Raw genomic sequence first — 19,000 nt, forward strand, 5'->3', positions numbered from 1 at the left:
CCTGCCAGTGTCTGGTGAAGTCGGGCCGGCTGCGCCGCGCACGTAGGCGGGCAGCACTCGGCGGCCGGATGTACACAGGGGAACGGATGGGCGGGGGAAGAAATTAGCGGGGTTTGCTTGAGAGGTGTGGCGCGTGGGAGACCCGCAATGTGCCACACGTCTCAATCCTTGCTTAGAACCGAAACGTACAGATACTAATTACGTTTCGTATTTGACAATCATTATCATTCTGAATAGCTTGTCGCACGTCTCGGGAAGCTTCCCAACTTTGGGTGCCTCCTCTCCCCTCTGTGACAAGGTGATTTCCATGGCGGAACAACTATCCACAAGTAAGTGCGATTCACCATTACTCCAGGCCTTCGTCGACAATCGCAGCATTCTGGTCAAGATCGCTGCGCGCATCACCGGCTGCCGCTCACGCGCGGAAGACGTGGTGCAAGATGCATTCTTCCGGCTCAGCGCCGCCCCGCAGATCACCTCGTCCTTCAAGGCGCAGCTCAGCTACCTGTTCCAGATCGTGCGCAACCTGGCCATCGATCACTACCGCAAGCAGGCGATGGAGTTGAAGTACTCCGGCAGCGAAGAGGAAGGCCTGAACGTGGTCATCCAGAACGCTTCGCCCGAAGCCACGCACATCAACCTCGCCGCCCTCGATGACATCGCCGAGGCATTGAGCGAGTTGCCACAGCGCACCCGTTATGCGTTCGAGATGTACCGTTTGCACGGCGTGCCGCAAAAGGACATCGCCAAGGAACTGGGCGTGTCGCCGACCTTGGTCAACTTCATGATTCGCGATGCCTTGGTGCATTGCCGCAAGACGGCCAACCGTCAGGTTTGAATAGCTGAAACAGCTGGGGGCGCTTCGCACCCCCAGCAATCTCAGACCAGCGTGCAGCGATCGAAAAACCGCTCCCGCCCCAGAATCATCAGCGCCGCGCGCTTGTGCGGGAAGTCGAATTCTTTGTCGCAATGGAAACACTGATCGTGCATGTAGCCGATCATCTTGCCGTTGTCCGCCCGCGGCTCTGCCACCACCCGTTGGGTGCGCGGGTCATCGAGGAACAGGTAGTGCACCAGCGCCGATAACCAGCTGGCCACCTTGTGCGGCCCACGGTGCGCCTCCTCCCCTACCAACATATGAATGCCGCGGTCGTAATCATCAGCCGAGTAGAACGGCGCAATCCGGTCTTCCTTTGCCCAATACGCCTCGAAGTAGGCGAACGGCTCATCGTCGAAGCAGCCGATGAGCGTGAGGGTATGCGGGTCGGCTTCCAGCTTTGCCAGGTATTCACGGTGCTGCTGTAAAGAGCCGCTTTCCTGCCAGAACGCGTCGACCCGAGGGTTGTTCTGCCAGCGGCTGAAGCGCTCGAGGTCCTGATCGATTTCCAGTGCGCGCAGCGACACCCAACTGCCCAGGCGCGCATCGAAGCGCCGGTACACTTCGCCGCGGGGCTTGGGCGCCCGGCGCGGATGGCGCTTGCCGTTGCTGATCTGCATCTGCTGCGGGTAAACACTCGCAGCCGTGTCGCCGAGCCAAGGCTGGGGCAACTGCCAGAACAGCGCACGCTCGCACAAGTACACACCCGGCTGCTCGCCGGGCAGCAACAGGCCGCTGGCAAGCGCCTGTGGCACGCCCTCGGGCAGGTGCCAGGCCAGGCGCTGGCAGGCGACATCACGCGATAGCAGCCAATAGCAGGCGGCCCACAGGGCCTGGTAAGGGCGCTCTGGGCAAAGGCTTTGCAGGTGCACTTCCAGGCACGCACCCGGCACCAGCCGCAACTGGATCAGCGGGCGCCCCTCAAGGGTCAGGCTCAGCCAGCTATCGCCCTCATCGGCGCTGAGGGTGCGCCAGCGTGGCGGTGACAGTGGCTGCGAAGCGGCATCGAACGGCATGGTCTTGGCTCACGAAGATGAAAAAAGGCTCACCGTGGAAAACGTTACCGCTGCAGCGGAATTTAGTCGCGCGGCGCCTGAACCGTGATCCGGTAGGGCTGGAAGATTCGCGTCAGTTCCCCGTTGTCGCGCAGGGCACGCATCAGGGCCGCGAACGACTGCTCGCCGATGGGCGCGCCCGGGCGTAGCAAGGCGTAGTGGTGATAGACCTGGTCGATACGCTGCGATGCCACCAGTTGCGCCTGGCTGTTTGGGTTACGCTGCAGGAAGTCGCTTAGGTACGAACGCGTGACCAGGGCAATGTCGGCACGGCCAGCCTGCACCATCAGCAGGTTGCTGTCGTGGGAATAGGTCAGGGTCGCGTTGAAGGCTTTACGCAAGTAGTCAGGGTCGGCATTGAAGCGGGCGAAGGCGTAGTGATAGCCGTTGAACAGCGCCAGGCGCTTGCCACGCAGCTCATCGAAGTACCGAGGGTCACGGCCATTGGCCTGGCTGGCGACGAACACCTCGGCATCCTCCAGGCCCATGTCCACGGCCTGGTGAGCAATGCCCTGCCAGCCCCACTGCGGGTTCTCGAAGATCGCCATGTCGGTGCGGCCCTGCTGCAAATCGCCAAAGCGCCGCTGGATGGAGGTGGGCACCAGCACAAAATGGTAGCCCTGTTGCGCACGGTTCAAGGCTGCAACCAACTGCGGCAACAGACCGGTGTCGGCCCCCTGCTCGGGGCGCACGGTGTAGGGCGGGAAGTGCGCGGCGCCGATCTTCACTTCGATCGCGTCGGCAGCCCAGCCCGGTATCGCCAGCCAGAGCGCGGCCAGCATCAGCAGAATGGGCAAGGCCTTTAAGCCGGGCGCTGGGGTCAAGACGCACACTCATCACGGTTCGTACCTGGTTGCGCCTAAGCTAGGCGTTTTCCGGGCAGGGCACAACTGCTGGTCGCCGGCCTTAGTGCCAAAGCAGGCGGCAAATTGCCAGGGGGTGCCGTAAGGCCAGACATTGGCTACGCTCTAGCAGGATCTGCAAGGGAGCCTGGTATGGGCCATTGGTTGGTGATCGACCTGGAAGCCACCACCGACGATGGTGGGTGGCCGGTCACAGAGATGGAAATCATTGAAATCGGTGCAAGCCTGGTAACCCGCGAAGGCCGCGAAGTCGACCACTTCCAGCGTTTCGTACGGCCCCGGCGGCGGCCACAGCTGACGCCGTTTTGCCGCGAGCTCACGCACATCAGCCAGGCCAGCGTCGACAGCGCCGCGCCCTTCCCTGAGGTGTGGGCGCGCTTCGAACGCTGGCTGGGTCACCACCGCGGGCAGTTGCAGGCCTGGGTCAGCTGGGGCGACTACGATCGTCAGCAGTTGCTGCAGGAATGGCAACAGCATGGGCTCGACAGCCTGCTGCGCAACGTGCCGCACATCAACCTCAAGCAGCGCTTCGCCAAAGCCCGTCACCTGCAGCGGCCGACCGGCCTCAATGGCGCCTTGCAACTGGCCGGCATGCACTTTTGCGGGCAGCAGCACCGGGCCCTGGAAGATGCGCGCAATACCGCGCGGCTACTGCCCTTGAGCCTGCCGGCCAATGGCACCTGAAAGCAGATGACGACGGGGAAGGCCTTGGGCATACTGGCCAGCCCTTTTTCATCCCCCTGTTCAGGAGTCGCCCATGTTCCAGGTCAACGAGTACTTCAACGGCACCGTCAAGTCGATCGCATTCTCAGGCGAAGAAGGTCCGGCCACCGTGGGTGTGATGGCACCGGGCGAATACGAGTTCGGCACAGCCAAGCGCGAAATCATGCATGTGATTTCCGGTGCTTTGACCGTCAAGCTGCCGGGTAGCGACAACTGGGAAACCTTCAAGGCTGGCGACAAGTTCAATGTGGCCGCGGACAGCAAGTTCCAGCTGCAGGTGAAAGTGGATACCGCCTACCTGTGCGAGTACCGCGACTAAGCGCTGGCCTGCACCGGCCTCTTCGCGGGCAAGCCCGCTCCCACAGGGACATCACAATGCTTGAGTCCTGTGCCACACCTGTGGGAGCGGGCTTGCCCGCGAAGAATCCATCACTATTTCGACAAAAAGCCCGCCACCTTCTCAGCCGCCGCCTGCAAATGCTGCGCATGGCTGAACCCCGAAGCCTTCAACGGCTTCAGGTCATGATCGCCCGCCACCAGCCAGCTCACCTCGATCGCCGGTGACAGTGCATACCCCGCCACAGCCTCACGGTTACCCAGCGCATCCCGTTCGCCCTGCACGATCAACGTCGGTGTCTTGAGCCCCGCCAGGTGCTCGACCCTGGGCTTCTCCGGCTTGCCCACCGCATAGAACGGATACCCCAGGCACACCAGTGCATCCGCTTCGAGCTCGTCAGCCAACAAGCTGGCCATACGCCCGCCCATGGACTTGCCACCGATGGCCAGCTTACCTGTGACCAAAGGTCGCACCTGCCGGTACACCTCGCGCCAGCATTCCAGCAGCACCTTCTGCGGATTGGGCGGCCGCTTGCCGCCGTTCACCCTGCGCTCGGCCATGTACGGGAACTCGAAGCGAACCACCCCGACCCCAAGCGCCGCGAGCCTTTGCGCCATCTCGTCCATGAACCCGCTGTCCATCGGCGCACCGGCACCATGGGCCAGGATCAGACAGCCTTTGTAGCCGTCATCCCCTTGAATTTGCGGAAGATCGCAGCGCAAGCCTGGGACATTTCCGACCTTCGCCCATTGATCCCCGTCAATACCGGCACTTTGCCCATTAATCATGCTTGCCTCGCTCTATAGCCTGCCAATAACCGTGGATGGGAACCCATACATGAACACAACCAGCAGTACCGCCTACAACTACAAGGTGGTCCGCCAATTCGCCATCATGACGGTGGTGTGGGGAATCGTCGGGATGGGGCTCGGCGTCTTCATCGCCGCCCAGCTCGCCTGGCCGTCCCTCAACTTCGACCTCCCCTGGACCAGCTTCGGCCGCCTGCGCCCCCTGCATACCAATGCGGTGATCTTCGCCTTCGGCGGCTGTGCACTGTTCGCCACCTCGTATTATTCGGTGCAACGTACCTGCCAGACCACCCTGTTTTCACCCAAACTGGCCGCGTTCACCTTCTGGGGCTGGCAACTGGTGATCCTGCTCGCGGCCATCAGCCTGCCGCTGGGCTACACCAGTTCCAAGGAATACGCCGAGCTGGAATGGCCGATCGACATCCTGATCACCATTGTCTGGGTCTGCTACGCCATCGTGTTCTTCGGCACGCTGATGAAGCGCAACATCAAGCATATCTACGTGGGTAACTGGTTCTTCGGGGCCTTCATCCTGACCGTGGCGATGCTGCACATCATCAACAACCTGGAGCTGCCGGTCAGCCTGACCAAGTCGTACTCGGTCTACGCGGGCGCCACCGACGCCATGGTCCAGTGGTGGTACGGCCACAACGCGGTGGGCTTCTTCCTCACCGCTGGCTTCCTGGGGATGATGTACTACTACGTGCCCAAGCAGGCCGAGCGGCCGGTGTATTCCTATCGCCTGTCGATCGTGCACTTCTGGGCGCTGATCACCCTGTACATTTGGGCCGGCCCGCACCACCTGCACTACACCGCGCTGCCCGACTGGGCGCAGTCGCTGGGCATGGTGATGTCGCTGATCCTCCTGGCACCGAGCTGGGGCGGCATGATCAACGGCATGATGACCCTCTCTGGCGCCTGGCATAAGTTGCGCAGCGACCCGATCCTGCGCTTCCTCGTGGTATCGCTGGCGTTCTACGGCATGTCCACGTTCGAAGGCCCGATGATGGCCATCAAGACGGTCAACGCCCTGTCGCACTACACCGACTGGACCATCGGCCACGTCCACGCCGGCGCCCTTGGTTGGGTGGCGATGATCTCGATCGGCGCGCTGTACCACACCATCCCCAAAGTGTTCGGCAAAGAGCAGATGCACAGCATCGGCTTGATCAACGCGCACTTCTGGCTGGCGACCATCGGCACCGTGCTGTACATCGCCTCGATGTGGGTCAACGGTATCGCCCAGGGCCTGATGTGGCGCGCGGTCAACAGCGACGGCACGCTCACCTACTCGTTCGTTGAAACCCTGGTGGCCAGCCACCCTGGCTTCATCGTGCGCTTCGTCGGCGGTGCGATCTTCCTCAGTGGCATGTTCCTGATGGCCTGGAACACCTGGCGCACGGTGCGTGCGCCCGCCACTGACGCCGCCCCTGCGAACGCCCAGCTGGCCTGAGGAGACACGCCTGATGAAACATGAAGTCATCGAGAAAAACATCGGCCTGATGGCGCTGCTGATGGTGTTTGCCGTCAGCATCGGCGGCCTGACCCAGATCGTCCCGCTGTTCTTCCAGGACGTCACCAACAAGCCGGTCGAAGGCATGAAGCCCTACACCGCGCTGCAACTGGAAGGCCGCGACATCTACATCCGCGAAGGCTGCGTCGGCTGCCACTCGCAGATGATTCGTCCATTCCGCGCCGAGACCGAGCGCTACGGCCATTACTCGGTCGCCGGCGAGAGCGTATGGGACCACCCGTTCCTGTGGGGCTCCAAGCGTACCGGCCCGGACTTGGCCCGCGTGGGCGGCCGCTACTCGGACGACTGGCACCGCGCGCACCTGTACAACCCGCGCAACGTGGTGCCCGAGTCGAAGATGCCGTCCTACCCGTGGCTGGTCGCCGAGCAGGTCGACAACAGCCACACCGAAACCAAGATGCGCACCCTGCGAACCCTCGGTGTGCCGTACACCGACGCGGACATCGCCGGTGCCCGCGACGCGGTCAAGGGCAAGACCGAGATGGACGCGCTGGTCGCTTACCTGCAGGTGCTCGGCACCGCGATCAAGAACAAGAGGTGAGTGCGATGGAAATAGACATCGGCATGATCCGCGGGCTGGGCACCCTGGTGGTGATGATCGCCTTCATCGGCCTCTCGCTCTGGGTATTCAACCGCCGCCGCGACCGTGATTTCGCCGAAGCGCGCCTGCTGCCCTTCGTCGACGACCGCCTGCCCCCTGCCGGGCAGGAACCTGCTGCCAAGAGGAGTTCCGGGCAATGACCACCTTCTGGAGTACGTACATCAGCGTACTGACCATCGGCAGTTTGATCGGCCTTACCTGGCTGCTGCTGTCGACCCGCAAGGGCCAGAGTACCGACACCACCGACCAGACCATGGGCCACAGCTTCGATGGCATCGAGGAATACGACAACCCGCTGCCCAAGTGGTGGTTCTGGTTGTTCGTGGGCACCCTGGTGTTCTCGGTCGGCTACTTGATCCTCTATCCAGGCCTGGGTAACTGGAAAGGCATCCTGCCGGGCTACGACAACGGCTGGACCGGGGTCAACGAATGGCAGAAGGAAATGGACAAGGCCGATGCCAAGTTTGGGCCGATCTTCGCCAAGTACGCGGCCATGCCGGTCGAGGAAGTGGCCAAGGACCCGCAAGCCCTGAAGATGGGCAGCCGCCTGTTCGCCTCCAACTGCTCGGTGTGCCACGGCTCGGACGCCAAAGGCGCCTATGGCTTCCCCAACCTGACCGACAAGGACTGGCGCTGGGGCGGCGAGCCGGAGACCATCAAGGCCTCGATCATGAACGGTCGCCACGGCGTGATGCCAGCTTGGGCCGAGGTCATTGGCGAGCAGGGCGTAGCCGATGTGGCCGCATTCGTGCTGACCAACCTGGATGGCCGCAGCTTGCCGGAAGGGGTCAAGGCCGACCCGGCCAAGGGCAAGGAAATCTTCGCCGGCAACTGCGTGGCCTGCCACGGGCCTGAAGCCAAAGGCACCCCAGCCATGGGCGCGCCTGACCTGACTCACCCGCAGGCGTTCATCTACGGTTCGAGCTTCGCCCAGTTGCAACAGACCATTCGTTATGGTCGCCAGGGGCAGATGCCGGCACAGGCCGAGATCCAGGGCAATGACAAGGTGCACTTGCTGGCGGCTTATGTGTATAGCCTGTCGCACGGTGACGCGCCTGAAGCAGTGACTGTTAAGTAATACCAGGGGGCCGCTTTGCGGCCCATTCGCAGCGCAAGGCTGCTCCTACAGGCGATCGCATGCTTCTTGTAGGCGCAGCCTTGCGCTGCGAATGGGCTGCAAAGCAGCCCCCGCGCCCTTCCCCGCCATACCCCTCCCCTTGCACCCCCCCCTAACCGAACTAAGCTTGTTGCCTCAGTGGGCTTCGCTGCCAATCCAGCGAAGCAGACGCGGTGCATAGCCTGGCGCCGTCCGACAAAAAAGCCTGACCGATCGATCAGAAAAAGATGAAAAACGGTACACATTACAAATATTTATTTGTGTACAATCGTTCGAACCCAACACCGCTGGACACAGGTGGACGGGCTTGGACACGGGTCGGCGTACCAAAGTTGCGTTGCGGTAACCCGAGGGGTTATCGATACTGGCGCCGATTTTTCGACCAACAAGAACATCAAAACCGTGGAACCTTAGAATGAGCACAGCAATCAGTCCGACTGCTTATAACTATAAGGTCGTCCGCCAGTTCGCCATCATGACGGTGGTCTGGGGGATCCTTGGCATGGGCCTCGGCGTTTTCATCGCCTCGCAACTGGTATGGCCGCAACTGAACCTGGACCTGCCCTGGACCAGCTTCGGCCGCCTGCGCCCGTTGCACACCAACCTGGTGATCTTCGCCTTCGGCGGCTGTGCGTTGTTCGGCACCAGCTACTACGTGGTACAGCGCACCTGCCAGACCCGGCTGATCTCCGACAGCATGGCGGCCTTCACCTTCTGGGGTTGGCAAGCGGTGATCGTCGGCGCACTGATCACCCTGCCGATGGGCTACACCACCACCAAGGAATACGCCGAGCTGGAATGGCCGCTGGCGATCCTGCTGGCCATTGTCTGGGTGACCTACGGGCTGGTGTTCTTCGGCACCATCGTCAAGCGCAAGACCAAGCACATCTACGTCGGCAACTGGTTCTACGGTGCGTTCATCGTGGTCACCGCGATGCTGCACATCGTCAACCACATCTCGCTGCCGGTCAGCCTGTTCAAGTCGTACTCGGCCTACTCCGGCGCCACTGACGCCATGATCCAGTGGTGGTACGGCCACAACGCCGTGGGCTTCTTCCTCACCACCGGCTTCCTGGGGATGATGTACTACTTCGTGCCCAAGCAGGCCGAGCGGCCGATCTACTCGTATCGCCTGTCGATCGTGCACTTCTGGGCGCTGATCACCCTGTACATCTGGGCCGGCCCGCACCACCTGCACTACACCGCCCTGCCCGACTGGGCACAGTCGCTGGGCATGGTGATGTCGATCATCCTGCTGGCGCCAAGCTGGGGGGGCATGATCAACGGCATGATGACCTTGTCCGGTGCCTGGCATAAATTGCGCACCGACCCGATCCTGCGCTTCCTCGTGGTATCGCTGGCGTTCTACGGCATGTCCACCTTCGAAGGCCCGATGATGGCCATCAAGACCGTGAACTCGCTGTCGCACTACACCGACTGGACCATCGGCCACGTCCACGCCGGCGCCCTTGGTTGGGTAGCGATGATCTCGATCGGCGCGGTGTACCACATGATTCCCAAGCTGTATGGCCGGGCGCAGATGCACAGCGTCGGCTTGATCAACGCGCACTTCTGGCTGGCGACCATCGGCACCGTGCTGTACATCGCCTCGATGTGGGTCAACGGCATCACCCAGGGCCTGATGTGGCGCGCCATCAACGATGACGGCACGCTCACCTACTCCTTCGTCGAAGCCTTGCAGGCCAGCCACCCGGGCTACATCGTCCGCGCGCTGGGCGGTGCATTCTTCGCCTCGGGCATGTTGCTGATGGCCTACAACGTGTTCCGCACCGTACGCGCGGCCAACCCGGTTGAAGCAGATGAAGCCGCCAAGATCGTCGTCGTGGGAGCGCACTGATGAAGCATGAAGCCGTCGAGAAGAACATAGGCCTGCTGGCCTTCTTCATGGTCATCGCCGTCAGCGTCGGTGGCCTGACCCAGATCGTCCCGCTGTTTTTCCAGGACGTCACCAACAAACCCGTTGAAGGCATGAAGCCGCGCACCGCGCTGGAGCTTGAAGGCCGCGACATCTACATCCGCGAAGGCTGCGTGGGCTGCCACTCGCAGATGATCCGCCCGTTCCGCGCCGAGACCGAGCGCTACGGCCACTACTCGGTGGCCGGTGAAAGCGTGTGGGACCACCCGTTCCTGTGGGGCTCCAAACGCACCGGCCCGGACCTGGCCCGCGTGGGCGGCCGCTACTCCGATGACTGGCACCGTGCGCACCTGTACAACCCGCGCAACGTGGTGCCCGAATCGAAGATGCCGTCCTACCCGTGGCTGGTCGAGAACAAACTCGACGGCAAGGACACCGCGAAGAAGATGGAAGTCCTGCGGACCCTCGGCACGCCGTACACCGACGCCGACATCGCCGGCGCGCGGGACGCGGTCAAGGGCAAGACCGAGATGGACGCCATCGTCGCGTACCTGCAGGGTCTTGGCACCATCATCAAAAGCAAACGGTGACGCTGATGGATATCGGGATGATTCGCGGCCTGGGCACCGTCGTGGTGATGGTGGCCTTCGTAGGCCTGGCGCTGTGGGTGTTCAACCCACGGCGCAAGCAGGAGTTCGACGAGGCGACCCGGTTGCCCTTCGCGGATGACCCCGAAGCCACCCGGCACGTCGAGCAAGCGCAAGCAAAAGCTTCTGGGAGCAAAAAACAATGACAACCTTCTGGAGTCTGTACGTCACCGTCCTGACCCTGGGCACCATCTTCTCACTGACCTGGCTGCTGCTGTCCACCCGCAAGGGCCAGCGCGAAGAGGTCACCGACGAGACCGTCGGGCATGCCTTCGATGGCATCGAGGAATATGACAACCCGCTGCCCAAATGGTGGTTCTGGCTGTTCGTCGGCACCATCATCTTCGCCCTCGGCTACCTGGTGCTGTACCCAGGCCTGGGTAACTGGAAAGGTATGCTGCCGGGCTATTCGTACCTGGACACCGACAAGCAGACCGAGTTCGCCAACGGCCAGCCGGGCTGGACCGGCGTGCACGAGTGGGAAAAGGAAATGGCCAAGGCCGATGCCCGCTTCGGGCCGATCTTCGCCAAGTTCGCGGCGATGCCCATCGAGGAAGTCGCCAAAGACCCGCAGGCCCTGAAAATGGGCGCACGGCTGTTCGCTTCCAACTGCTCGGTGTGCCACGGCTCCGACGCCAAGGGCGCCTACGGCTTCCCTAACCTGACCGACAACGACTGGCGTTGGGGCGGTGAGCCGGAAACCATCAAGACCACCATCATGGGCGGTCGCCACGGCGTGATGCCGGCCTGGTCCGAGGTGATCGGCGAGCAAGGCGTTGCCGATGTGGCAGCCTTTGTGGTCAGCAAGCTCGATGGCCGCACCCTGCCGGAAGGCGCCAAGGCCGATGCCGAAAACGGGCAGAAGATCTTCGCCGCCAACTGCGTGGCCTGCCACGGGCCAGAGGGCAAGGGTACACCGGCCATGGGTGCACCAAACCTGACCCATCCACAGGCGTTCATCTACGGCTCGAGCTTTGCCCAACTTCAGCAGACCATTCGCTACGGTCGCCAGGGGCAGATGCCGGCGCAGGAGCAGCTGCAGGGCAATGACAAGGTGCACCTGCTGGCAGCTTATGTGTACAGCCTGTCGCATCAGGAGCAGGAGCCTCAAAAGGCTGAGTAAGCAGGTCCGGCCTCTTCGCGGGTAAACCCGCTCCCACAGGTATCTCGCCGAGCCTGAGGGCAGCGGGGTCCCTGTGGGAGCGGGTTTACCCGCGAAGAATCCAGCACAAGCTGACCTGGATCAATTGACACCCGCCATATCACGATTCATACCACGAACCCAACGCGACTAAAGGTCGCAGTGCAACCCCTGGGTGCCATCACAGGCGTATCATGGGTCGCAGAGCGCTAGCAGATTGCGCGAGACTGCGGCCGGCATGCACTGGCCGCGGCATTTCTCCACTGCCGTGGGACTTGATGATGAGCAAGCAAATTCCGGTACATGACGTCACCCCGCCTGCCAACAAAGGGAAGGATTCCGTCGACCTCTACGCCTCCCGCGAGAAAATCTACACCCGCGCCTTCACAGGCGTCTTCCGCCGCCTGCGCATGGTCGGCGGTGCAGTACTGTTCCTGCTCTACTTCGGCACCGTGTGGCTGAACTGGGGCGGTCACCAGGCCGTCTGGTGGAACCTGCCCGAGCGCAAGTTCTACATCTTCGGCGCCACCATCTGGCCCCAGGACTTCATCCTCCTGTCAGGCATCCTCATCGTCGCCGCGTTCGGCCTGTTCTTCGTCACCGTGTATGCCGGCCGGGTGTGGTGCGGCTATACCTGCCCGCAAAGCGTGTGGACGTGGATTTTCATGTGGTGCGAAAAAGTCACCGAGGGTGACCGCAACCAGCGCATGAAGCTCGACCGCGCCCCCATGAGCGGCAACAAGCTCCTGCGCAAATTCGCCAAGCACAGCCTGTGGCTGCTGATCGGTTTCGTCACCGGCATGACCTTTGTCGGTTACTTCTCGCCGATCCGTGAGCTGGCCATCGAATTCTTCACCGGCCAAGCCGATGGCTGGGCCTACTTCTGGGTCGGTTTCTTCACCCTCGCCACCTATGGCAACGCCGGTTGGCTGCGCGAGCAGGTGTGCGTGTACATGTGCCCCTATGCGCGCTTCCAGAGCGTGATGTTCGACAAGGACACGCTGATCGTGTCCTACGACCCGCGCCGTGGCGAAACCCGTGGCCCGCGTAAAAAAGACATCGACTACAAGGCCCAAGGCCTGGGCGACTGCATCGACTGCACCATGTGCGTGCAGGTCTGCCCCACCGGCATCGACATCCGCGACGGCCTGCAGATCGAGTGTATCGGCTGCGCCGCGTGCATCGACGCCTGCGACACCATCATGGACAAGATGAACTACCCCAAAGGGCTGATCAGCTACACCACCGAGCACAACCTGTCGGGGCAGAAAACCCACATGCTGCGCCCTCGGCTGATCGGCTATGCGCTGGTGCTGCTGGTCATGATCGGCGCCCTGGCCACCGCCTTCGCCACCCGCTCGCTGGTCGGCTTCGACGTCAGCAAGGACCGCGTGCTGTACCGCGAAAACGCCCAGGGCCGGATCGAGAACGTCTACAGCCTCAAGGTCATGAACAAAGACCAACGCGACCACGTCTACGTGCTCGATGCCGCCGGCCTGCCAGACCTCAAGCTCGAAGGCCAGCGCGAGATCCGCGTGGCGGCCGGTGACATCGTCAGCCTGCCCGTGCAGCTGTCGATAGCGCCCGAGAAACTGCCATCGACCACCAACGAAATCACCTTCATCCTCAAGAGCGCCGATGACAGCGACGCCCAGGTTGAAGCCAAGAGCCGCTTCATCGGCCCACAGATCCGCTGAGAGAGATTATCGACAATGCCTGCCGCCACCGCCGCCAGCCCTTGGTACAAGCACCTCTGGCCCTGGATCATCATCGGCATCCTCACCACCTCGGTGTGCCTGAGCCTGACCATGGTCAGCATTGCCGTGCGCAACCCGGACAACCTGGTCAACGACAACTACTACGAGGCTGGCAAAGGCATCAACCGCTCGCTGGACCGTGAGCTGCTGGCCCAGACCTTGAACCTCAAGGCCAGCGTGCATTTGGATGAGCTGACCGGCGAAGTCGACCTGCGCCTGACGGGCGACAGCGACCCGCAAACGCTGGAACTGAACCTGATCTCGCCCACCCAGCCGGACAAGGACCGCAAGGTGGCGCTAACCCGTGCCGAGGCTGGGCGCTATGTCGGGCAACTGGACGACAAGGTCGAAGGGCGGCGCTTCGTCGAGTTGCTGGGCAGCCAGCAAGGGCAGGTGTGGCGGTTGTTCGAGGAAGAAAAGGTGGAGCATGGTGTGACTCTGCAGCTGGGCGATGAAGCGTTGCTAGGCGCAGAACACAAATAATCGCGACACTTTCTCTACCTGTGGGAGCGGGCTTGCCCCGCGAAAGGGCCAAGCCTGCTTATGATGTCGCCCATGCCGGCCCATTCGCGGGGCAAGCCCGCTCCCACAGGCCCCGTCCCTGACAGTCAATGCGTGCTCGCCTTATGACCCAACCCACCCCCTGCTACCACTGCACCCTGCCCGTCCCCGCCGGCAACCGCTTCACCGCCGTGGTCCTCGGCGAGCCACGGCAGTTCTGCTGCCCAGGCTGCCAGGCAGTGGCCGAGTCCATCGTCGCCGGGGGCCTGGAGCACTATTACCAACACCGCAGTGACACCAGCGCCAACCCCGAAGCCTTGCCCAGGCAACTGCAGGATGAACTGGCGCTCTACGACCGCAGCGACGTGCAACAAACCTTCGTCCGCCACGCCGGCGAACTGGCCGAAGCCACCTTGCTGGTCGAGGGCATCAGTTGCGCGGCCTGCGGCTGGCTGATCGAAAAGCACCTGCGCAACCTGCCCGGGGTCACCGAAGCACGCCTGAACCTGTCCAATCACCGCCTGCTGCTGGCCTGGGACGACCACCAGCTGCCCCTCTCGCGCCTGCTCGCCGAGCTGCGCCAGATCGGCTACGCCGCCCACCCCTACCAACCCGACCAGGCCGCCGAACAGCTGGCCCGGGAGAACCGCAGCGCCTTACGGCGCCTGGGTGTCGCCGGGCTGCTGTGGTTCCAGGCGATGATGGCAACCATGGCCACCTGGCCCGAATTCAACATCGACCTGTCGCCCGAGCTGCACACCATCCTGCGCTGGGTCGCGCTGTTTCTGACCATCCCGATCGTGTTCTACAGCTGCGCGCCATTCTTCAAAGGCGCAGCGCGCGACCTGCGCACCCGTCACATGACCATGGACGTCTCGGTATCGCTGGCCATCGCCCTGGCGTTCGGCGCCGGGATCTGGACCGCGATCAGCGGCAGCGGCGAGCTGTATTTCGATACCGTCGGCATGTTTGCCCTGTTCCTGCTGACCGGTCGCTACCTTGAGCGACGTGCCCGCGAGCGCACCGCGGCGGCCACCGCGCAACTGGTCAACCTGCTGCCCGCCTCGTGCCTGCGCCTGGACGTTATCGGCCGTGCCGAGCGCATCCTGCTCAGCGAACTGCAGCGCGGCGACACGGTGCAAGTCCTGCCCGGCGCGGTAATCCCCGCCGATGGGCGCATCGTCGAAGGCCGCTCCAGCGTCGACGAGTCACTGCTGACCGGCGAATACCTGCCGCAGCCGCGTCGCGTCGGCGATCGGGTCACCGGTGGCACCCTGAACGTCGAGAGCACCCTGAACGTGGAAGTCGAAGCCCTCGGCCACGACTCGCGGCTGTCGGCCATCGTCCGCCTGCTGGAACGCGCGCAGACCGAAAAACCGCGCCTGGCCGAGATCGCCGACCGCGCTTCGCAGTGGTTCTTGCTGTTTACCTTGATAGCCGCCGTGGCCATCGGCCTGTGGTGGTGGCACCTGGCCCCGGACCGCGCCTTCTGGATCGTGCTGGCCATGCTGGTGGCGACCTGCCCTTGCGCCTTGTCCTTGGCCACGCCCACGGCCCTTACCGCCGCCACCGGCACCCTGCACAAACTCGGCCTGCTGGTGACCCGCGGCCACGTGCTCGAAGGCCTTAACCAGATCGACACGGTCATCTTCGACAAGACCGGCACGCTCACCGAAGGCCGCCTGACCCTGCGCAGCATTCGCCCGCTGGCCGACCTGGCCGCCGACCGTTGCCTGGCCCTGGCCGCCGCCCTGGAAAACCGCTCTGAACACCCCATCGCACGCGCTTTCGGCCGCACCGCCGCGCCCGCGGACGACGTGCAGACCGTGCCAGGCCTGGGCCTGGAGGGGCTGGTTGACGGCCAGCGCCTGCGTATCGGCCAGGCCACGTTCGTGTGCGCCCTGAGTGGCGCAGAAATCCCCGGCGTGCCCGAGCCGCGCGGCCAATGGCTGCTGCTGGGTGATCGCCAAGGGCCGCTGGCCTGGTTCGGCCTCGATGACCGCCTGCGCGATGATGCCCCGGCCTTGCTCGCTGCCTGCAAGGCGCGGGGCTGGCGGACGCTGCTGCTGTCGGGTGACAGCTCGCCGATGGTCGCCGAAGTGGCGGCGCAACTGGGCATCGACCAGGCCATCGGCGGCCTGCGCCCGGACGACAAGCTGGACCGGCTCAAGGCGCTGCAAGCCGCGGGCCGCAAGGTGCTGATGCTGGGTGATGGGGTCAACGACGTGCCGGTGCTGGCTGCCGCCGACATCAGCATCGCCATGGGCAGCGCCACTGACCTGGCCAAGACCAGCGCCGATGCGGTGCTGCTGTCCAACCGCCTGCAGGCGCTGGTACAGGCCTTCGACCTGGCCCGCCGCACGCGCCGCAACATCCTCGAGAACCTGCTGTGGGCGACCCTGTATAATGGCCTCATGTTGCCGTTTGCCGCGCTCGGCTGGATCACCCCCGTGTGGGCGGCCATCGGCATGTCGGTGAGCTCGCTGATCGTGGTCCTCAACGCCCTGCGCCTGACCCGGCTGCCAGGCGTGGCGGCCTCCAGCAGCCACCCGCAACCCGCCACCGCCTGATCAGGAGCCGCCCATGCCAGCCCTCTATGTCATGATCCCGGCCGCCCTGCTGCTTGTCGGCGTCGCCGTGTACATCTTCTTCTGGGCAGTGGACAGCGGCCAGTACGACGACCTCGAAGGCCCTGCCCACAGCATCCTGTTCGACGACCAGGACCCGCGCCACCAGGCTGCGGTCAAGCCGGACGACAGCTTGGCCGAAGACGACAAGGAACCCCCACCTCGTGCCTGACCTGCTGCCCCTGCTCGGCTCGGCGCTGATCCTTGGCCTGCTCGGTGGCGGCCACTGCCTGGGCATGTGCGGCGGCCTGATGGGCGCGCTGACCCTGGCCATCCCGCCCGAGCAGCGCGGTCGACGCTTGCAGCTGCTGTTGGCGTACAACATCGGGCGCATTCTCAGCTATGCCTGCGCCGGCCTGCTGGTGGGCCTGGCTGGCTGGGCCGTGGCCAGCAGCCCGGCCGCCCTGGCGCTGCGGGTGGTAGCCGCGTTGCTGTTAATTGCCATGGGGCTATACCTGGCCGGCTGGTGGAGCGGGTTGACCCGTATCGAGGCCCTGGGCCGAGGGCTGTGGCGGCATATCCAGCCAATCGCCTCGCGCCTGCTGCCGGTGTCGAGCCTGCCGCGGGCCTTGTTGCTGGGGGCCTTGTGGGGCTGGTTGCCGTGCGGGCTGGTGTACAGCACGTTGCTGTGGGCTGCGAGCCAGGGGAATGCGGGGTACAGCGCCGCGTTGATGCTAGCCTTCGGGCTGGGCACCTGGCCGGTATTGCTCGCCACGGGCTTGGCGGCGGAGCGGGTCAGCAGCCTGTTGCGACGGCGCAGCGTGCGCATGGCGGGTGGCTTGCTGGTCATCCTGTTTGGCCTGTGGACGCTGCCTGGGCCACACCAGCATTGGTTGATGGGGCACTGAAGCGGGCTGCTGTGCAGCCCATCGCCGGCAAGCCAGCTCCCACTGCTACAGCACAAGCCTTGAGGCAGTGAGGCACCTGTGGGAGCTGGCTTGCCGGCGATGGGCCGCTCAGCGGCCCTAAAGGCTCTTGATACAAATCAACACAGATTCCTACAGACGGCCATAGACTCCGGACACTGCTCGCTCTATCCGGGGACCGCCCACATGCTCGACGACCTACGTTGGGACACCGACCTGATCCGCCGCTACGACCTGGCCGGACCACGCTACACCTCCTACCCGACCGCCGTGCAACTGCACAGCGAAGTGGGCTCGTTCGACCTGCTCCACGCCCTGCGCGAGAGCCGCCGGGCGGTGCGCCCCTTGTCGCTGTACGTGCACGTGCCGTTCTGCGCCAACATCTGCTACTACTGCGCCTGCAACAAAGTCATCACCAAGGACCGTGGCCGCGCTGCGCCCTACCTGCAACGCCTGGAGCAGGAAATCCAGCTGATCGCCTGCCACCTGGACCCCAAGCAACGGGTCGAGCAACTGCACTTCGGCGGCGGCACGCCCACCTTCCTCAGCCCCGTGGAATTGCGCCAGCTGATGGCCACCCTGCGTCAGCACTTCAACCTGCTGGACGATGATTCCGGCGACTACGGCATCGAAATCGACCCACGCGAAGCCGACTGGTCGACCATGGGCCTGCTCCGCGAGCTGGGCTTCAACCGTGTCAGCCTGGGCGTGCAGGACCTGGACCCGGCCGTGCAGCGGGCGGTCAACCGCCTGCAGAGCCTGGAGCAGACCCGCACCCTGATCGAGGCAGCGCGTACCCTGCAATTCCGCTCAATCAACCTGGACTTGATCTACGGCCTGCCCAAGCAGACCCCGGAAGGCTTTGCCCGCACGGTCGAAGAGGTGATCCGCCTGCAACCCGACCGCCTGTCGGTGTTCAACTACGCCCACCTGCCCGAGCGTTTCATGCCTCAGCGACGCATCGACAACAATGACCTGCCGAGCCCGTCAGCCAAGCTCGAGATGCTGCATGCCACTATCGACCAGCTGACCGCTGCCGGTTACCGTTACATCGGCATGGACCACTTCGCCCTGCCCGACGATGAGCTGGCCATGGCCCAGGAAGAAGGCACCCTGCAACGCAACTTCCAGGGCTACACCACCCATGGCCATTGCGACCTGATCGGCCTGGGGGTGTCTGCCATCAGCCAGATCGGCGACCTCTATTGCCAGAACAGCAGCGACCTCAACACCTACCAGGACAGCCTCTCCAACGCCCAACTGGCCACCCAGCGCGGCCTGCTGTGCAACCACGACGATCGCCTGCGCCGGGCAGTGATCCAGCAGTTGATCTGCCATTTCGAACTGGACTACGAGCCGATCGAACAGGCCTTCACCATCGATTTTCGCGGTTACTTCAATGACCTTTGGCCAGAACTGCTGACCTTGCAGCGTGATGGCCTGATCAGCCTGGACGACAAGGGCATCCGCATCCTGCCCGCCGGCCGCCTGTTGGCGCGCTCGGTGTGCATGGTGTTCGACGCCTACCTGGCGATGCAAAACCGCCAGCGCTTCTCACGGGTCATCTGAAAAGCGAGTCGTTCGACCGCATGGACAAGTGGGCTTGTGCGGCACACTATGGGTACACGAAAGGCCTCGGCGCGCACCCGCCGCGGCTTCGCCAGCACGC

Annotated in this window: 20 protein-coding genes; 17 read left to right on the forward strand and 3 right to left on the reverse strand. The window is 63.6% G+C overall.

The window, feature by feature from the left end; translation table 11 throughout:
- The first annotated feature begins 307 nt into the window (after nucleotides 1-307).
- The gene (locus ACMCNM_RS22010; protein WP_027592914.1) at nucleotides 308-838 is read left to right on the forward strand and encodes an RNA polymerase factor sigma-70; all 531 of its coding nucleotides are present in this window, start codon (nucleotides 308-310) and stop codon (nucleotides 836-838) included.
- Between the two features lie 41 nt (nucleotides 839-879).
- Here ACMCNM_RS22010 and ACMCNM_RS22015 read toward each other — a convergent pair whose 3' ends face one another.
- Together ACMCNM_RS22015 and ACMCNM_RS22020 are read right to left on the reverse strand one after the other, a co-directional pair.
- A complete protein-coding gene (locus ACMCNM_RS22015) occupies nucleotides 880-1,893 on the reverse strand; it encodes a GNAT family N-acetyltransferase (RefSeq protein WP_412765410.1) in 1,014 nt (337 codons plus the stop codon).
- A 62-nt stretch (nucleotides 1,894-1,955) separates the two neighbouring features.
- Nucleotides 1,956-2,756, reverse strand: a complete 801-nt coding sequence (locus tag ACMCNM_RS22020; protein ID WP_412765411.1) for a substrate-binding periplasmic protein — start codon at nucleotides 2,754-2,756, stop codon at nucleotides 1,956-1,958.
- A 171-nt stretch (nucleotides 2,757-2,927) separates the two neighbouring features.
- Here ACMCNM_RS22020 and ACMCNM_RS22025 point away from each other — a divergent pair, with 171 nt between their 5' ends.
- Both ACMCNM_RS22025 and ACMCNM_RS22030 read left to right on the forward strand, forming a co-directional pair.
- Complete coding sequence (locus ACMCNM_RS22025) at nucleotides 2,928-3,479, forward strand: exonuclease domain-containing protein (protein ID WP_027592917.1); 552 nt, start codon at nucleotides 2,928-2,930, stop codon at nucleotides 3,477-3,479.
- A gap of 73 nt (nucleotides 3,480-3,552) precedes the next feature.
- Nucleotides 3,553-3,837 (forward strand): pyrimidine/purine nucleoside phosphorylase, encoded by a 285-nt coding sequence (locus tag ACMCNM_RS22030; RefSeq protein ID WP_412765412.1) that lies wholly within the window; start codon nucleotides 3,553-3,555, stop codon nucleotides 3,835-3,837.
- A 113-nt stretch (nucleotides 3,838-3,950) separates the two neighbouring features.
- Here the strand turns inward: ACMCNM_RS22030 and ACMCNM_RS22035 are convergent, their stop codons facing one another.
- Entirely contained in the window at nucleotides 3,951-4,643 is a 693-nt protein-coding gene (locus tag ACMCNM_RS22035; RefSeq protein WP_412765413.1) for an alpha/beta family hydrolase, read from the reverse strand.
- Nucleotides 4,644-4,692: 49 nt separating this feature from the next.
- Between ACMCNM_RS22035 and ccoN (ACMCNM_RS22040) the strand changes: the two genes are divergently transcribed.
- The 14 genes from ccoN (ACMCNM_RS22040) (at nucleotide 4,693) to hemN (ending at nucleotide 18,900) form a co-directional block, all read left to right on the forward strand.
- Nucleotides 4,693-6,117, forward strand: coding sequence for a cytochrome-c oxidase, cbb3-type subunit I (gene ccoN / locus ACMCNM_RS22040; RefSeq protein ID WP_412765414.1), 1,425 nt, complete (start codon nucleotides 4,693-4,695; stop codon nucleotides 6,115-6,117).
- A 13-nt stretch (nucleotides 6,118-6,130) separates the two neighbouring features.
- Nucleotides 6,131-6,739, forward strand: coding sequence for a cytochrome-c oxidase, cbb3-type subunit II (gene ccoO / locus ACMCNM_RS22045; RefSeq protein WP_027592921.1), 609 nt, complete (start codon nucleotides 6,131-6,133; stop codon nucleotides 6,737-6,739).
- 5 nt (nucleotides 6,740-6,744) lie between these two features.
- Nucleotides 6,745-6,939 (forward strand): cbb3-type cytochrome oxidase subunit 3, encoded by a 195-nt coding sequence (locus tag ACMCNM_RS22050; protein WP_027592922.1) that lies wholly within the window; start codon nucleotides 6,745-6,747, stop codon nucleotides 6,937-6,939.
- The gene (gene ccoP, locus ACMCNM_RS22055) at nucleotides 6,936-7,877 is read left to right on the forward strand and encodes a cytochrome-c oxidase, cbb3-type subunit III (RefSeq protein WP_027592923.1); all 942 of its coding nucleotides are present in this window, start codon (nucleotides 6,936-6,938) and stop codon (nucleotides 7,875-7,877) included. Before ACMCNM_RS22050 ends, ccoP (ACMCNM_RS22055) begins: the two co-directional genes overlap by 4 nt.
- Before the next feature lie 454 nt (nucleotides 7,878-8,331).
- Complete coding sequence (gene ccoN / locus ACMCNM_RS22060) at nucleotides 8,332-9,774, forward strand: cytochrome-c oxidase, cbb3-type subunit I (protein WP_027592924.1); 1,443 nt, start codon at nucleotides 8,332-8,334, stop codon at nucleotides 9,772-9,774.
- Nucleotides 9,774-10,382: a cytochrome-c oxidase, cbb3-type subunit II gene (gene ccoO / locus ACMCNM_RS22065; RefSeq protein WP_003254286.1), complete on the forward strand. Its 609-nt coding sequence runs from the start codon at nucleotides 9,774-9,776 to the stop codon at nucleotides 10,380-10,382. Before ccoN (ACMCNM_RS22060) ends, ccoO (ACMCNM_RS22065) begins: the two co-directional genes overlap by 1 nt.
- A 5-nt stretch (nucleotides 10,383-10,387) precedes the next feature.
- A complete protein-coding gene (locus tag ACMCNM_RS22070) occupies nucleotides 10,388-10,585 on the forward strand; it encodes a CcoQ/FixQ family Cbb3-type cytochrome c oxidase assembly chaperone (protein WP_033699345.1) in 198 nt (65 codons plus the stop codon).
- Nucleotides 10,582-11,562 (forward strand): cytochrome-c oxidase, cbb3-type subunit III, encoded by a 981-nt coding sequence (gene ccoP, locus ACMCNM_RS22075; protein ID WP_027592926.1) that lies wholly within the window; start codon nucleotides 10,582-10,584, stop codon nucleotides 11,560-11,562. Before ACMCNM_RS22070 ends, ccoP (ACMCNM_RS22075) begins: the two co-directional genes overlap by 4 nt.
- Before the next feature lie 299 nt (nucleotides 11,563-11,861).
- Entirely contained in the window at nucleotides 11,862-13,277 is a 1,416-nt protein-coding gene (gene ccoG / locus ACMCNM_RS22080; protein WP_412765415.1) for a cytochrome c oxidase accessory protein CcoG, read from the forward strand.
- Nucleotides 13,278-13,292: 15 nt separating this feature from the next.
- Nucleotides 13,293-13,820 carry a FixH family protein gene (locus ACMCNM_RS22085; RefSeq protein ID WP_085272544.1) on the forward strand — a complete coding sequence of 176 codons (528 nt, stop codon included), beginning with the start codon at nucleotides 13,293-13,295 and terminating at the stop codon, nucleotides 13,818-13,820.
- Nucleotides 13,821-13,963: 143 nt separating this feature from the next.
- Nucleotides 13,964-16,408: a heavy metal translocating P-type ATPase gene (locus ACMCNM_RS22090; RefSeq protein ID WP_412765416.1), complete on the forward strand. Its 2,445-nt coding sequence runs from the start codon at nucleotides 13,964-13,966 to the stop codon at nucleotides 16,406-16,408.
- Nucleotides 16,409-16,421: 13 nt separating this feature from the next.
- On the forward strand, nucleotides 16,422-16,637 hold the full coding sequence (gene ccoS / locus ACMCNM_RS22095; protein WP_027592930.1) for a cbb3-type cytochrome oxidase assembly protein CcoS: 216 nt from the start codon (nucleotides 16,422-16,424) through the stop codon (nucleotides 16,635-16,637).
- Nucleotides 16,630-17,313 (forward strand): sulfite exporter TauE/SafE family protein, encoded by a 684-nt coding sequence (locus ACMCNM_RS22100; protein ID WP_412765417.1) that lies wholly within the window; start codon nucleotides 16,630-16,632, stop codon nucleotides 17,311-17,313. The genes ccoS and ACMCNM_RS22100 overlap by 8 nt, the downstream gene beginning before the upstream one ends.
- 204 nt (nucleotides 17,314-17,517) lie before the next feature.
- Complete coding sequence (gene hemN / locus ACMCNM_RS22105) at nucleotides 17,518-18,900, forward strand: oxygen-independent coproporphyrinogen III oxidase (protein WP_186682711.1); 1,383 nt, start codon at nucleotides 17,518-17,520, stop codon at nucleotides 18,898-18,900.
- Nucleotides 18,901-19,000: the final 100 nt, after the last annotated feature.

The organism is Pseudomonas sp. NGC7 (assembly GCF_047159675.1).
GTDB lineage: Bacteria > Pseudomonadota > Gammaproteobacteria > Pseudomonadales > Pseudomonadaceae > Aquipseudomonas > Aquipseudomonas kermanshahensis.